Annotated in this window: 13 protein-coding genes; 5 read left to right on the forward strand and 8 right to left on the reverse strand. The window is 62.4% G+C overall.

Going from position 1 to position 15472, the window contains the following annotated elements:
- Window positions 1-200: 200 nt before the first annotated feature.
- From ihfB to cmk, 4 genes are all read right to left on the reverse strand, one after another.
- The gene (gene ihfB / locus RCF49_RS10570) at window positions 201-500 is read right to left on the reverse strand and encodes an integration host factor subunit beta (protein ID WP_342643985.1); all 300 of its coding nucleotides are present in this window, start codon (window positions 498-500) and stop codon (window positions 201-203) included.
- A 55-nt stretch (window positions 501-555) separates the two neighbouring features.
- Window positions 556-1509 (reverse strand): signal peptide peptidase SppA, encoded by a 954-nt coding sequence (sppA, locus tag RCF49_RS10575; RefSeq protein WP_342644175.1) that lies wholly within the window; start codon window positions 1507-1509, stop codon window positions 556-558.
- A gap of 51 nt (window positions 1510-1560) precedes the next feature.
- Window positions 1561-3303 carry a 30S ribosomal protein S1 gene (rpsA, locus tag RCF49_RS10580; RefSeq protein WP_342643986.1) on the reverse strand — a complete coding sequence of 581 codons (1743 nt, stop codon included), beginning with the start codon at window positions 3301-3303 and terminating at the stop codon, window positions 1561-1563.
- Window positions 3304-3476: 173 nt separating this feature from the next.
- Entirely contained in the window at window positions 3477-4142 is a 666-nt protein-coding gene (cmk, locus tag RCF49_RS10585; protein ID WP_342644176.1) for a (d)CMP kinase, read from the reverse strand.
- Window positions 4143-4389: 247 nt separating this feature from the next.
- Between cmk and RCF49_RS10590 the strand changes: the two genes are divergently transcribed.
- The 3 genes from RCF49_RS10590 to RCF49_RS10600 all read left to right on the forward strand — a co-directional run bounded on the left by RCF49_RS10590 (window position 4390) and on the right by RCF49_RS10600 (window position 9672).
- A complete protein-coding gene (locus tag RCF49_RS10590) occupies window positions 4390-5922 on the forward strand; it encodes a YifB family Mg chelatase-like AAA ATPase (RefSeq protein WP_342643987.1) in 1533 nt (510 codons plus the stop codon).
- A gap of 196 nt (window positions 5923-6118) precedes the next feature.
- On the forward strand, window positions 6119-8527 hold the full coding sequence (locus tag RCF49_RS10595; protein ID WP_342643988.1) for a PAS domain-containing hybrid sensor histidine kinase/response regulator: 2409 nt from the start codon (window positions 6119-6121) through the stop codon (window positions 8525-8527).
- Window positions 8528-8790: 263 nt separating this feature from the next.
- Window positions 8791-9672, forward strand: coding sequence for a GNAT family N-acetyltransferase (locus RCF49_RS10600; protein ID WP_342643989.1), 882 nt, complete (start codon window positions 8791-8793; stop codon window positions 9670-9672).
- 22 nt (window positions 9673-9694) lie between these two features.
- Here RCF49_RS10600 and cobF read toward each other — a convergent pair whose 3' ends face one another.
- Genes cobF through RCF49_RS10620 form a run of 4 tightly spaced genes read right to left on the reverse strand, consistent with a single transcriptional unit; the run spans window position 9695 to window position 12414 of the window.
- Window positions 9695-10450: a precorrin-6A synthase (deacetylating) gene (gene cobF, locus RCF49_RS10605; RefSeq protein WP_342643990.1), complete on the reverse strand. Its 756-nt coding sequence runs from the start codon at window positions 10448-10450 to the stop codon at window positions 9695-9697.
- 11 nt (window positions 10451-10461) lie between these two features.
- Window positions 10462-11106 (reverse strand): MBL fold metallo-hydrolase, encoded by a 645-nt coding sequence (locus RCF49_RS10610; protein ID WP_342643991.1) that lies wholly within the window; start codon window positions 11104-11106, stop codon window positions 10462-10464.
- A gap of 45 nt (window positions 11107-11151) precedes the next feature.
- On the reverse strand, window positions 11152-11487 hold the full coding sequence (locus tag RCF49_RS10615; RefSeq protein WP_342643992.1) for a chaperone modulator CbpM: 336 nt from the start codon (window positions 11485-11487) through the stop codon (window positions 11152-11154).
- On the reverse strand, window positions 11488-12414 hold the full coding sequence (locus RCF49_RS10620) for a J domain-containing protein (RefSeq protein ID WP_342643993.1): 927 nt from the start codon (window positions 12412-12414) through the stop codon (window positions 11488-11490).
- Window positions 12415-12745: 331 nt separating this feature from the next.
- Between RCF49_RS10620 and RCF49_RS10625 the strand changes: the two genes are divergently transcribed.
- Together RCF49_RS10625 and RCF49_RS10630 are read left to right on the forward strand one after the other, a co-directional pair.
- Entirely contained in the window at window positions 12746-13999 is a 1254-nt protein-coding gene (locus RCF49_RS10625) for a CaiB/BaiF CoA transferase family protein (RefSeq protein ID WP_342643994.1), read from the forward strand.
- Between the two features lie 39 nt (window positions 14000-14038).
- Window positions 14039-15469: an NAD-dependent succinate-semialdehyde dehydrogenase gene (locus tag RCF49_RS10630; RefSeq protein ID WP_342643995.1), complete on the forward strand. Its 1431-nt coding sequence runs from the start codon at window positions 14039-14041 to the stop codon at window positions 15467-15469.
- Window positions 15470-15472 lie beyond the last annotated feature (3 nt).

A 15472-nucleotide genomic window follows, 5' to 3' on the forward strand; every position in this document is an offset into this window, starting at 1 on the left:
ATCGACGATGCTGTGGAGCACCATCGCGGAGAGCTGGCGAGCGAAGCGGTCCGCTCACTCTCACCGGATCCGAGAGCGTTCGCGATGGTGATCAGGGAAGCGGAAGACGAGGGAATAGCTTATACTGTCGACGTGTCCCCGCAGGGGCCTTAGCGGTCATGCGCGCCTATGCAGGCCGCATCCCTCAACAAAGGGCGTGCTCACTCTTCCCCGTCTTGAGAGCCGCCATTCAAACGGTCGCGAAGCTCCTTGCCCGTCTTGAAATAAGGCACCCGCTTGGCACCCACATCCACCGGCGTTCCCGTGCGCGGATTACGCGCCACACGAGGCTGCCTTTCCTTGACGGAGAAGGCGCCGAAGCCACGGAGCTCCACCCGATCCCCACGTGCGAGCGCGTCGCGAATTTCCCCTAGGATCGTATTGATGATCCGCTCGACATCGCGCTGATACAAGTGGGGATTCTGCTGAGCTATGTGCAGAATGAGCTCAGACTTGATCATGCCCCCTCCACCCCGAGGTATCTCTGTTCAGTTCGACAGAGCTCCTGTCCCAATGTCAGTTAGGGTGCCAAATGGACACAAGACCGTCAAGGCTAAGTCTTTCTGACTGAATAGTTTTTTCAACTGTGTCAAAAAAGTCACCTAGGCCGATCGCGCTTAGAAGCAGCCGCGCGGCCTGGGCACCGAGGCCAAGCTCGCTCGAATCCGGCACGGGCCAGTTTACCACTTCCAGATCACGGGAAATGTTCCTCTGGGTGCGCAGCCAGTTCAGCGCCTCCTCTTCACCGCCAAGTTCATCGGCCAGGCCGGCCACCACAGCTTGGCGGCCGGTAAACACGCGCCCATCCGCGATCTGGCGCACATCGCCGATGCTCATGCCTCGCCGTTCTGCGACAAGCCCCACGAACCAGTCGAAGCTGTCATCGACGAGCGCTTGAGTTACCCGCCGCACGTCGTCGCGCAGGGGTGTGAAGGGGGATGGCTCTGCTTTGAGCGGACCGCTCTTGATCTCGTTCATCGAGACCCCGAGCTTGCTCAGAAGCTCCGTTACCTCTGGCCATTGCAGAATGACACCGATCGATCCGGTGGTTGTATTGCCCAAGGCCACGATGTGGTCGGCTGCGATCGCGGTAATATAGCCGCCGGAAGCGGCAACAGTCCCCATGGTGGTGACCACCGGCTTGACGCCAGCCAGTTCACGAATGGATTTGTAGAGGAGTTCGGATCCCGCCGTGGTGCCGCCCGGGCTGTTCACCTCGATGATGACGGCTTTGACCCGGCTGTTCTTCCGCAGGTCTTCCAGAAGCTTCTCATATCCATCGGTGTCGGCGATGACACCCGAGACCCGCACGCGGGCGATATGATCTTGGAATTTGTTGATTTCTGTGGTTCCCGCGCTGGCAATTATGGCGATGAGTATCGCCCCGAGCACGGCGAGAACCGCGAAAACTCTCCAGAAGGAAAGCCGCCGCTTGAGGCGGCGGCGATCAGCAAGAATGTCAGCATCCATCACGGCATCATATCCAAAATATGCGTATCATGCCGTGACGGCGTAAATCTGTCACGAGTCCTTGTCTTCGGCAGCGTCTTCCGCCTGTTGCTTCGCCCGGTTGAGGGCAGCACCCAGGATATCGCCGAGAGACGCACCCGAATCACTGGAGCCGTACTGCGCCACAGCAGCCTTCTCCTCGGCAATCTCGAGGGCCTTGATTGAGACGGCGATACGCCGGCTGGCCTTTTCGAAATTAGTGATGCGGGCATCCACCTTGTCACCGACGGCAAACCGCTCGGGCCGCTGCTCGGAACGGTCGCGGGACAGATCGGCCCGGCGAATGAAGGTCGTAAGATCGGTATCGGCAATGCGAACGTCGATGCCGCCCTCTTTCACGCCGATCACCTCACAGGTGACCACGTCGCCCTTCTTCATGCCCTTTGCGGCAGAGGCCTCGATCGGATCTTCCTGCAGCTGCTTGAAGCCGAGCGAGATGCGCTCCTTCTCCACATCCACATCGAGCACGACGGCCTTGACCACATCGCCCTTCTTGTAGTCCTGGATCGCTTCCTCGCCGGAGCGGTTCCAGTCCATGTCGGACAGGTGAACCATGCCGTCCACATCGCCGTCGAGCCCGATGAACAGGCCGAACTCGGTGATGTTCTTGATCTCGCCCTCGACGGTGCTGCCGACCGGATACCGGTCCGCGAACGATTCCCACGGATTGGCCAGGCACTGCTTGAGGCCGAGTGAGATCCGGCGCTTGTTGGGATCGACCTCCAGCACCATGACCTCGACTTCCTGGCTCGTCGACAGGATCTTGCCGGGATGGACGTTCTTCTTGGTCCAGCTCATCTCGGACACATGGACGAGGCCTTCGACACCCTCCTCCAGCTCCACGAAGGCACCATAGTCGGTGATATTCGTCACCGTGCCCTTCACCTTCATGCCGACCGGATATTTGGCCTCGACACCCTCCCACGGATCCTTGTCCAGCTGCTTCATGCCGAGGCTGATGCGCTGGGTCTCGGAATTGATCTTGATGATCTGCACCTTGACGGTCTGGCCGACCGACAGGACATCTGCAGGGTGATTAACGCGCTTCCAGGAGATGTCGGTGACATGCAGGAGGCCGTCGATACCGCCGAGATCGACGAAGGCGCCGTAATCGGTGATGTTCTTGACCACACCTTCCACGACTTGACCTTCCGACAGGCTCTGCACCAGCTCCGAACGCTGCTCGGCACGGGTTTCCTCGAGCACGGCCCGGCGCGACACGACGATATTGCCGCGGCGCTTGTCCATCTTCAGGATCTGGAACGGCTGCGGGATGTTCATCAGGGGCGCGATGTCGCGGATCGGCCGGATATCCACCTGGCTGCCGGGCAGGAACGCCACGGCACCGCCGAGATCCACCGTAAATCCACCCTTCACGCGACCGAAGATATTGCCTTCGACCCGCTCATTGGACTCGAAGGACTTCTCGAGCCGGACCCAGGCCTCTTCGCGCCGCGCCTTCTCGCGCGACAGCACGGCCTCGCCCATGGCGTTCTCGACGCGCTCGAGATAGACCTCGACCTCGTCTCCGACGCTTAGCTGATCTTCCTTGCCGGCGGTCATGAACTCCTTCAGGGGCACGCGCCCCTCGGTCTTCAGGCCGACGTCGATGACCGCGAAATCATTCTCGATCGAAACGACCTTGCCCTTGACCACGCTGCCTTCGGCAAAATCGGTATTGCCAAAGCTCTCAGCGAGCAGTGCTTCGAAGTCTTCCCGCGACGGGTGGAGCGAAGCAGCAGTTGCGTCAGTCATAAATCCTCATCATTGAAATTGCCCTTGCCGGGCAACCGGGGTTTGCCCACGGGAACCGCAGGACATCCCGCTCTGCTCAGCAGCCCCTTGGCCGCCGCGCATAAACGGGCTCGATATACACATCCTGTTCCGAATGCCCCTGCACGCCAGGAGCAAAGCGGCTTCGGACAAGCTCAAGGGCGCGCCGGGCTAGCCGACACACCCATTCCTTTCCGCCGCGCGATGACGTCGACGGCCTGCCTGAACGCGGCTTCTATATCCAATTCCGTCGTGTCCAGCAAGACCGCGTCCTCAGCTTGCTTCAGCGGTGCCTCGGCTCGGCTGCGGTCGCGCGCGTCGCGGTCTTTTAGATCCGCGAGAACCGCCTCATATGTTATGCTCTCCCCGCGCGATTGCAACTCCGCATGACGCCGTCTTGCCCTTTCTTCCACGCTGGCGGTCACGAAAAATTTCACATCCGCCTGCGGGCAGACCACCGTGCCGATATCCCGGCCATCGAGCACCGCGCCTTCTTTCCCCGCAGGGGGAGATGCTGCAAATTCCCGCTGAAAGGCCAACAGGGCCGCCCGCACCTTTGGCATCGCCGCAACCACCGAGGCGATCCGTCCGGCAGCTTCACTGCGCAGCTCGCGCTCGGGTATGGACCCAGCGCCCATCTGGGCGATCGTCGCGGCCACAGCGTCCTCATCATTTTCTGGAATGCCTGAGCGCAGCACCATCACCGCCACGGATCGGTAAAGGGCGCCAGTATCGAGATGCGCGAGGTTGAAGGCCTCTGCCAGCTTCCTGGCCAGCGTGCCTTTACCGCTGGCGGCCGGGCCATCCAACGCCACCACCAGCCTCGAAACTACGGGTGCATCGCGATCAGGTCTCATGGCGTCAGCCGCTCCACAATGTTGATCGGCCCAAGCCGCTTACAGGCGTTCTAGTCAGCCAGATAACGCCTGTCGAGCGCTTCACCGAACCAATGCGTTCCAACCGTGTCCAGACCTTCAGCCGGCTGACAATGTTCCTATTTTGTTCTTGTGAACGGTCTCGGGTTTGGCTAGGCTTCACCTGAGCTGAGGGGATGAGCAGGGGGTCGCAGTGACAGCGCATGTCAGCACCGTCGCGTTTCAGGGCGTGGAGGCCGTGCCCGTCGACGTACAGGTTCAGATGTCTTCGGGCTTCGTCGGTTTCACTGTGGTTGGCTTGGCCGACAAAGCCGTTGCAGAAAGCAGGGAACGGGTGCGCTCCGCCCTCATGGCGATAGGGCTCGCGCTCCCGCCAAAGCGCATTACCGTCAATCTGGCCCCGGCCGATCTGCCGAAGGAAGGCAGCCATTACGACCTCCCCATCGCCTTGGGGCTCTTGGCTGCGATGGCCGTGATCCCGGCCGAGGCGCTGACCCACTATGTGGTGCTTGGCGAGCTGTCTCTCGACGGCTCAATCACAGCGGTTGCAGGAACATTGCCGGCAGCCGTCTCAGCGAGTGCGCGCGAGCAAGGCGTCATTTGCCCGAAGGATTGCGGCGCCGAAGCGGCCTGGGCTGGCGACAATCTCGACATTTTGGCGCCCGCGAACCTGATTCAGCTCGTCAATCATTTCAAGGGCACGCAGATGCTGTCGCGTCCGGCGATTGCCTATGCTGAGGATTGCGAGCGCCTGCCGGACTTGCGCGACATCAAAGGACAGGAGAGCGCAAAACGCGCACTGGAGGTTGCGGCAGCCGGCGGCCATAACATGCTGATGATCGGACCGCCCGGTGCTGGCAAGTCCATGCTCGCCCAGCGCCTACCGTCCATTTTGCCGCCGATGAGCGCACGCGAGATGCTGGAGGTCAGCATGATCGCCTCGGTGGCCGGCGAGCTTTCCGGGGGCAGGCTCGGACGACGGCGACCGTTCCGCGCGCCGCATCATTCGGCAAGCCAGGCCGCGCTCGTGGGCGGAGGCCTGAAAGCTCGGCCAGGGGAGATGAGCTTGGCCCATAATGGTGTTCTGTTCCTGGATGAGTTGCCGGAATTCCAGCCCCGGGTGCTGGAGGCTCTGCGTCAGCCGCTCGAGACGGGTCAGGCGGTGGTCGCGCGCGCCAATCATCACGTGACCTATCCTGCCCGGTTCCAGCTCATTGCGGCCATGAATCCGTGCCGCTGTGGCCGCGCCGGCGAACCGGGTCACACCTGCGCCAGGGGGCCGCGCTGTGCAGCCGATTACCAGGCCCGCCTCTCTGGGCCGCTGCTTGACCGCATCGATATCGTGCTCGATGTGGCAGCAGTTCAGATTGCTGATCTGTCCCTGCCCCCGCCCCGCGAGGGTTCTGCGGAGATCGCCAAGCGGGTGGCCCAAGCCCGCGCCGTCCAGCTTGCGCGCTTTACCGCATTGGACATCACTCATCTCGCTACGAATGCGCAGGCCGATGGCGATCTCCTCGAAACCATCTGCCCACTCGACAATTCGAGCCTGACGCTTCTGCGCGACATGGCCGAACGGATCGGGCTCTCTGCTCGCGGATATCATCGCGTGCTGAAGCTTGCGCGCACCCTGGCAGACCTCGACGGCACGGAGCGGATTGCGCGTCCTCACATTGCAGAGGCGCTCGGATATCGCAACGAGCTGCGAATGCAGCGGATGGCGGCATGACCGGCAAGCAAGCGGCCCTCTGCTCACAAGTGCTTTCCGATACAGGATCGAAGTTAGGCCATACCAAGTAGCCTCGCCCCCGGTGCTACCATTGGTAAACCAACCCACGGACCTGCCCTCTCGGATAGATGTTGCGGGGTGATAATGCTCCATCCTCGGTGATATGCTCGTTCAGCTTCAACCCGGACCCATGCCGTTGCCACAGGACCAACGATCGGCGTCGTCCCACTTCTCGGACGCCAAGCGAAACGCCCCGGACGACCTTTTCGGGGTGCGGCTCGCCGCGTCCGCTGCGCGGGCGAGCGCGAGCGCGCGGTCGCTCGGCTGGCTCAACCTGGTTCTCCTTGGCTCAGCCGCCATCAGTTTCGGCTTGGCCATTCTCATTTTGTGGGATGATGGCGAGATCTCCAGGGAAATGTCGCAACTCATCACCATCGATGCGCCCCTGGTGATTGCATTGACGGCCATCGGCGCTGCCTTGATTGCAGCCGTGATCGCCCGCCGCAAGGTTGAGCAGCTTGAGACGGGAGCGACGAGACTTCGCGCGAGCGAGGCACGCTATCGCAGTCTCATCGAGAGCCAGGGCGACCTCATTCTGCACATGACCCCTGACGGACGGGTGACCTTCGCCAATCGCGCTTTCGAAGAGATGTTCAACACCGAAGCCGAGCGCGTGATCGGCGAGGAGGTCGCCCTCGAGGTCCTGGAAGGTCCCACCCACAGGGTGGCCCATTGGGCGCTCGAACGCCTGCCACACAGGACAAACTTCGACCAGAAGCTGCTGACGCCCGAAGGCGAGCGCTGGATATCCTGGGATAGCGTCGCCCTTGTCGATCGCAAGGGGAAGATTAGCGAGATCCAGAGCGTGGGGCGCGACGTCACCGCGCTCAAAACGGCGATCCAGGAGGCGGCCGAGGCACGCGATCATGCGGAAGCGGCCAACCGCGCCAAGACCATGTTCCTGGCAACCGTCAGCCACGAAATCCGCACACCGATGAATGGTGTTCTCGGCATGCTCGGCCTGCTCGCAGAGACCGATCTTACGCCGGAACAGCGCTCATATGCCCGAACAGCTGAGATCTCCGGACGTGCCCTGCTGTCCCTCATCGACGAGATCCTTGATCTTTCCAAGGCCGAAGCAGCCCGGCTGGACCTTAAGCCGGAACCGTTCCATCTGGTCGATCTCGTCGAGAACGTTACGGAACTGCTTGCGCCACGCGCCCATGCGAAGTCGCTGGAAATTGCCTGTTTCGTTGATCCCAGCCTGCCCGACGAAGTCATCGCCGACAGTCAGCGTCTGCGCCAGGTCATCATCAATCTGGCAGGCAACGCGCTGAAGTTCACCGAGAGGGGCGGTGTTACCGTCACTGTACGGCCGGAGGCGGGACCGGAACCGGCAGATCCGCGGCAGCTCATGATCCGCTGTGCCGTTCGCGATACCGGCATTGGCATGGATCCGGACATTCTCCCTCGCATCTTCGATGCATTCGCCCAAGGGGAGGTCGGCAATGCCCGCCGATATGGCGGCACCGGCCTTGGCTTGACCATCTCCAAGCGCATTGTGGAGCGTATGGGCGGGCGCATGGAAGTGGCGAGCAGCAGGGGCACCGGCTCTGTTTTCAGCTTCGTCGTGCCGGTGGAGAAGCTTCCCGTCTCTCGCCTTCGCCGGGAGCTCGGCATGGCGGGCATGCGGTGCGCACTCGTCATGCCCGATGGTCCTGCCGCCAATTGCCTCGAAGCCTATCTCCTGAGCGATGGCGCCACCGCCGAGCGCATCGCCAGGCCGGAAGCGGTTCCGGACTACGCCCGTCGCATTGCTGCCCAGCAAGCGGGAGACCCCAACCGCGTGCATCTTGTTCTCGTCGACAGCGTCTTCTCCGATCGCTTCGTCGACGCTCTAGGCTGGGAGTTGCATGACCGTTCCTTGCCGCGTCTGTGGCTGCTGCTGTCTGCGGAGGAGCGCACCGAACGGCTGCCGGATATGCCACCTTGCTATTCCGGCTACCTGGTGAAGCCGTTGCGCCGCAGCTCGCTGATGCGCTGGCTCCCCGAAACCTCCCCTGCCCCCTCCACGCAGGCATCGGCCAGCACCCGAACCAAATCAAGCACGGCAAAGCCTCTCGCCCCAAAGCGCCCGCTCAACATTCTTCTGGTCGAAGATAATCCGATCAATGCATTGCTCACCCGCTCGCTCCTCGAGCGCACTGGTCATTCCGTGGAGCATGTTACAACCGGTGAAGCGGCGATCGCAGCTGTCGAGCAAAACCGCTCGAACGGACCGGGCGAAGGAGACGCACCCTACGATCTCGTTCTGATGGATATCCAAATGCCAGATATGGATGGCCTGGAGGCCACCCGCCGGATCAGGGAGCTCGAAACCAGCACGCCTATCGGTCCCCACCTACCGATTATTGCCCTGACCGCCAACTCCATGCAGGAGGACCGCGAAGCGTGCCTTGCTGCGGGCATGGATGGATATCTCGTGAAGCCGTTCCGAATGCCGGATCTGGAACGGGCGATGGAACAGGCCCTCAACACCAGCGCGGCAATGCCGAACTCGCTATCCGCTCCAAGGGCGCCCGGATCCTCCGCCGCCCAAGGCTAGCACCAGTCACAGATTGACAAGGTCGTCATACTTCCGTCTTCCAACTTTCGCGCTGGGATGTTTTATGACAGATTACTGGCCGGTGGCTATTGTCGACTGGAGTATTCGCAGGAGGGATCTGCTTTCTTGACCCCATCAAGGCGTAGAGCGCTGTTCAGCCGCCGCCCGATAGTCACCGTGAGCGGAAACGCTCTAGAACACGCGAGGCCGGTGCGCGAAGTCCGCATCATCCTGGGCCAGCACCAATGGCAGTGACCGGCAGAATGATGCAGTCCCTGATCATGCAGAAGCGTGAGGACGCAGCCTCAAACCCGACGCCGCCGGGAATGATTCTTGGCCGGAAGGGAAATCTCGAGGTGCGTCTTTGCCGAAGCCGGGCTGAGCTCGCGGCCGCGCAATCGCTGCGCTACCGCGTCTTCTACGAGGAGCGCAGCGCCCGCGCCGCTCCCGAAATTGCCGCCAGCCGGCGCGACAGTGATGCGTTCGACGACATCTGCGATCATCTCCTGGTGGTCGCCCCGTTGGGCGCGGCCCCCGAGGGCGCGATCATGGTCGAAGATTGCGAGGTGGTCGGCACCTATCGGCTGCTGCGTCAGGACGTGGCGGAGGCCACCCTCGGCTTCTACACACAGGATGAGTTCGACATCGCCCCCCTGATTGCCTCCAAGCCTGATTTGCGTTTCCTGGAGGTCGGTCGCTCCTGTGTCTTGAAGCCTTACCGCACCCGGCCCGTGGTGGAGCTGTTGTGGCAGGGCATCTGGAACTATGTCCGCTTGCATCGGCTGGACGTGATGCTGGGCTGCGCAAGCCTGGAAGGCACGGATCTCGAAGCGCTGCGGCAACCCTTGAGCTTCCTGCAACGCCAGTTCCGTGCCCCTGCCGAATGGAGAGTGCGCGCACGGCCTGAGCGGGGCGTTTTCATCGAGGCAAGGGATGATGAGCCCGTGGATGAGCGCGCCGTCATGCGCGCCCTGCCTCCGCTGATCAAGGGATATCTCCGCCTCGGCGCCTATATCGGCGAGGGCGCCTTCATTGATCACCAGTTCAACACCGTGGACGTGCTCATCATCCTGCCGGTTTCCGCGATCAACAGCCGCTATTTCAGCCATTTCGGCGCGCCCGGTGAGGCGCCGGTCTCCACCTGACTATGGCCGGCCCCCGAATCAGCTACGGTCGCCGCAGGAGATAAACATCCATGATCCAGCCATGCCGCGCCCGTGCTTCGGCGCGCATCTCCTCTATTCTTGCCGCAACCTCTTGCAGCCGTCCCGAAACGAGTAGCTCATTCTCGGTGCCGAGATAGGCGCCCCAATAGATCTGCAGGTCATCATTCATGACATGCCTGAATGAGCAGTCCCCATCGAGCATCACGAAGACATTGTCGATCCTGCCGAGCCGGCCTTCCACCAGTTGCCGGCCCGTGGTGATCTGGATGCTTTCACCAATCCGGTTCATGGGAATGCGGTGCCGCGCCACGAGCACCTGCAGGCTGCTGATGCCTGGGATCATCTCATAGTCGAACGCCACGGTCCCGCGTGCTGCCACCTGGTCCAGAATCCGCAGCGTGCTGTCATAGAGCGAGGGCTCGCCCCAGCTCAGGAACGCGCCGCACTCCTCCTCCGCGAGTTCATCGCGAATGAGCGCTTCATAGATCTCGGCGCGCTGCTCGTGCCAGGCGCGAACCCCCTCTTCGTAAGTGGCCGCCTGCCGGTCCCGGACCGGATCGGCAACCTCCACGAAGCGGTAAAGCCTGTCGCGCATGAAGCGCTCGCAAATCTCCATGCGAAGCCGCGTCAGATCAGCCTTCGCCGGTCCCTTGTCCATGACGAAGAAGACATCGACCTTGTTCAGCGCGTTGATGGCCTGGATCGTCATATGATCCGGGTCGCCAGCGCCGATGCCGATGATATATACCTTTCTCACCAAGCCGTCCTTTAGCGCAGGAAGGGATTGCTTGCGCGCTCCTGCCCGATGGTGCTGGCCGGACCATGGCCGCAGATGAAGACATAGTCGTCCTCGAGCGGCATGAGCTTGTCCCGAATGGAACGCAGGAGGGTCCCGTGATCCCCGCCGGGAAGGTCCGTACGGCCGATCGAGCCGGCAAACAGCACATCCCCCACGATCGCGAGCTTGTTCTCGGGGTTGACGAACACGACACTGCCGGGCGAATGGCCGGGCGCATGCCGCACATCGAAGCGCTGATTGCCCACCTGCAGCACATCCCCCTCATTGAACCAGCGGTCCGGAACGACATTGCGCAACCCCGCGATGCCATAGCCCCGCCCGGTCTGCTCGAGGGTCTGCAGCAGGAAGAGATCTGCCTCATGCGGGCCTTCGATATCGACGCCCAGCCGCTCCTTCAGCTCCGCCGCGCCGCCCGCGTGATCGATATGACCGTGAGTGAGCACGATCTTCTCGACCGTAACGCCGGTCTTGGCCACAGCATCCATGATGCTGTCGATATTGCCGCCTGGGTCGATCACGACGCCGCGATTAGTCTCGGTGCACCAAAGCAAGGTGCAGTTCTGCTGAAACGGGGTGACGGGAATCATGGCGGCTTTGAGCGTCGGTTGTGACATGAATGACCTTGTATGCGTTGGCCAAATCGTGGCCAGGGGACCAATCTAAGACCGGCCGTCGCGCTGAAACTTTCTGGCTTCGGCCACGAGCCTTTCGCGAATGTCCGGCGGCTGGGCGCAGAGAACCTTCATCAGCTCGTTCATGCTCGCCCGCAATCCATGGATCTGGTCCAACAGGTCGAGAACGACGCCGATGCCCTCATCATTCACGCCGAGCTCATGCTGGAGATCATGGATGAGCTCCGCGCGGGCGACGTCGAGCTCACTATAGCGCGGCTCGCCATTCTCATCGCTGGGAACGAGCCAGCCGGCTTCCACCCAGCTGATCAGCCGATGCTCTTCCAGCCTTGCGCGGATCCTGAATTCGCTGATCGTGAGCATTCAGACCTCCATGCCTTGCCTCGGCTCTTGCGCCTGTCCGCCCCGCCAATTCTCGATGAACGCCTCGAGCTCGGCATCCGGTAGATCGGGCAGCACCACCTTCAGCGTCACGTAGAGATCGCCCGCCGTGCCGCCGCGACCGGGCGCTCCCTTTCCTCTGAGGCGCATGACCTTGCCCGTATTGGACCATTTCGGCAGATTGAGATCCACTGGGCCCGTGGGCGTGGGAACCCGAACCTTGCCCCCCAGCACCGCCTCGCGCAGTGAGACCGGCAGCTCCATACGGATATGATCGCCGTCACGGGTGAAAAACGGATGCGGCTGCACGCCGATCTCGATCAAGGCATCGCCCGGGCCACCTTCGCCGATCCCCGGCTCGCCCTTGCCCGCGAGGCGCAGAACCTGCCCATCCCGTGTACCGGCGGGAATGTTCACGTCGATCGTCGAGCCGTCCGGCAAGGCCAGCCGCTTCTTTCCGCCGCGAATCGCCTCGAGGAACTCCACCTCCAGCCGGTAGCGCACATCCCGGCCACGCGCATTGACCGTCCGTTTGCGACCGGCCCCACGCTGCCCGAAAAACTCGGAGAGAATATCATCCATGTCGGTGAAATCCGCATAGCCAGCGCTGCTGGCATAAGCATCGTCCGGCCCCCCGGCAAAATCGCGATAATAGCGGCGCTGGTAGCGCGGAGCCTGTTCGTTGCCGCTGGCATCGATCTCGCCGCGGTCATAGCGGGCCCGCTTTTCCGGATCGCTGAGGAGATTATATGCGCTGGAAATTTCCTTGAACTTCTTTTCGGCCTCGGCGTCACCCGGGTTGAGATCCGGATGGTGCTTTTTGGCGAGCGCCCGATAGGCTTTCTGAATGTCCTTCTCAGTGGCGTCACGCCCCACCCCGAGGATCGTATAGGGGTCCGCAGCGCTCATCAGCTATCCTTCATCTGCTGTACGCATAGCATCAATGCCGGCTTTCATATGGGTACGCAAGGAAGCTTGGCCAGTATTGTCAATCAAGCGTCGCTCTGCGGCAGCCAATTCAGGAAGATGCCCCGCTCCTTGAAGCAAGGAGTAGCGCGCGACGCCCCGCTCTCCGAGCCCTTGTTGACGCTGCCTCGCCCTGCTGGCACGGTCTGCCCAGCAACCAAGGCTTGATGCGCGGAGAAGGCTGCGTCTGGCCAATCGTTCATGGCATATGGACTGGTGCGTCCGCTGCGCCTTCTGCGAAGGTGGCGAGCCGGTGCCGAGAGAGGAGACGTCTGTGGATTCGCAAGCTCAGGGCCGGCAACGCCCATTGCCATTGGCGGGCATCAAGGTGCTCGACCTCTCTCGTGTCTTGTCCGGGCCCTTGTGCACCATGACCCTGGCCGATCTCGGCGCCGAGGTTTGGAAGATCGAGAATATTAGCGGTGGCGATGACACCCGCGCCTGGTCCGTCCCGAGCTATAATGGCACCTCCACCTATTATCTCTGCGCCAATCGCGGCAAGCAGAGCATTGCCGTGGACCTGAAATCGAGGGAAGGCCAGGAGATCGTCCAACGCCTCGCCGCCAAGGCGGACATCCTTGTTGAGAATTTCCGCACGGGCGTCGCCGATAAGCTTGGCGTCGGCTTTGATGCCCTTTCAGCAATAAACCCGCGCCTCATCTACTGCTCGATCTCGGGTTACGGCCAGACGGGTCCTGATGCGCACCGCCCCGGCTATGATTTTATCGTTCAGGCGGAAAGCGGCTTGATGTCGGTCACCGGCGAAGCGGACGGCGCCCCCACCCGCACCGGCACGGCGATCGTGGACATCACCGCGAGCATGGTGGCCACTCAGGCGATCACCGCTGCCCTTTACGAGCGTGAGCGCACTGGGGCTGGCCAGCATATCGATCTGGCCATGTTCGATTGCGCCATGAACCTTCTGATCAATATCGGCGCGGCCTATCTCAACGCGGGCGTTGTGCCGCGCCGCCATGGCAATGGCCATCCCAGTGTCGTGCCTTACGAGATCTTCGAAGCGGCCGACGGCGACTTCGCCCTTGCTGTGGGCAATGACAAGCAATTCGCCGCCCTGTGCCGGAAGGTGATCAATCGCCCGGATCTCGCCGAGGATATTCGCTTCATGCGGGCGGGGGACCGCGCGACCCATCGCTCCACCCTGGTTCCCCTTCTTCGCGATATCCTGAAAACCCGCGCCAGGGCAGAGTGGATCACGGCTTGCCGCGCGGCGGAGGTTCCAGCGGGCATGGTGCACAGTCTGCCGGAAGCCTTCGACAGCCCGAATGTCCGCGAGCGCAACCTTGTGCAAACCGTCGATCACCCGGAGCTTGGCCCGGTCCGCCTGGTGCGGCCGGCGCATGGCCTCGCCGCGCAGCGTGAAGCCTCTCCCGTCCCGCCTCCGATGCTCGGCCAGGACACGGCCCATATCCTCGGGACGATCCTCGGCTACGACCAAGCGACAATCGAGCATCTTCGCGAAATTGGAGCCATAGGCATATATACCGCCGCACAGTCACACGGCTCCTGAGTAGCTTAGGTCCGCTGAGGGCGGGCGAGAAAGGCCAACATGTATTCTGACGTTCTGCTTTACATTGACGGCAAATGGACACCCAGCGCTGACGGGAAGGCCGATCCGGTCATCAACCCGGCCAATGAGAACAAGCTCGGCACAGTCGCTCACGCCTCCATTGCCGATCTCGACCAGGCGCTTGCCGCGGCCGAGCGGGGGTTCGAGATTTGGCGCAATGTCTCGGCCTTCGACCGCTCCAAGCTGATGCGCAAAGCCGCCGACCTGCTTCGCGAGCGCGCCGAGTCAATTGCCCGTATCATGACGCTTGAGCAGGGCAAGCCGCTCGCCCAGTCGCGCATGGAAGTGCTCGGCGCCGCCGATACCATCGACTGGTTCGCTGAAGAGGCCCGGCGCACTTATGGACGCATCGTGCCGTCCCGGACAGCTGGCGTCGATCAGCTGGTCTACAAGCGCCCGGTTGGACCAGTGGCAGCCTTCACTCCCTGGAACTTCCCGATCAACCAAGCGGTCCGCAAGATCTCCTCGGCCCTGGCCACGGGCTGCTCGATCATCGTGAAAGGGCCGGAGGAAACACCGGGCTCCCCCGCCGAGCTCATCCGCGCCTTTGCCGATGCGGGTCTGCCGGCCGGAGTCCTCAACCTGGTCTACGGCACCCCCGCCGAGATCTCGGAATATCTGATCCCGCATCCGGTCATCCGCAAGATCTCCTTCACCGGCTCGACCGCCGTGGGCAAGCAGCTCGCCGCCCTCGCCGGCCTCCACATGAAGCGCGCCACCATGGAGTTGGGTGGCCACGCGCCGGTGATTGTCGCCGCCGATGCCGATATCGACGAGGCGGCCAGCCTGATGACGACGCACAAGTTCCGCAACGCCGGTCAGGTCTGCGTCTCGCCCACGCGCTTCCTCATCGAGGAGCCGGTCTACGAGCATTTCGTCCACCGCTTCACCAGGCTAACCTCCGAGCTCAAGGTCGGCGACGGCCTCGAGGACGGCGTCCAGATGGGCCCCCTGGCCAACGCCCGCCGCGTTCAGGCCATGGAAGACTTCGTGCAGGACGCCGTGAGCTGTGGTGCCGAACTCGCAACCGGTGGCAAGCGCATTGGCAATGCCGGCTATTTCTTCGAGCCGACCGTCCTCACCAATGTCCCCAAGCACGCCCGCGCCATGAACGAGGAACCGTTCGGGCCGCTGGCGCTGATGGTGCCGGTCAAGGATATGGATGATGCGCTGCGCGAGGCGAACCGGCTGAACTACGGCCTTGCCGCCTATGGCTTTGCCAAGTCCGCCAAGACCATCGATCGCATTTCGGACGGCATCGAGACGGGTATGATCACCATCAACCATCTCGGCCTCGCCCTGCCGGAAGTGCCCTTCGGCGGCATCCGTGATTCCGGCCATGGCACCGAGGGCGGCGCCGACGCGCTCGAAGGCTATCTCGAAACCCGCTTCGTCACGCGCCGCGGCTGAAGC

The organism is Rhodoligotrophos sp. CJ14, from assembly GCF_038811545.1.
GTDB classification, from domain to species: domain Bacteria; phylum Pseudomonadota; class Alphaproteobacteria; order Rhizobiales; family Im1; genus Rhodoligotrophos; species Rhodoligotrophos ferricapiens.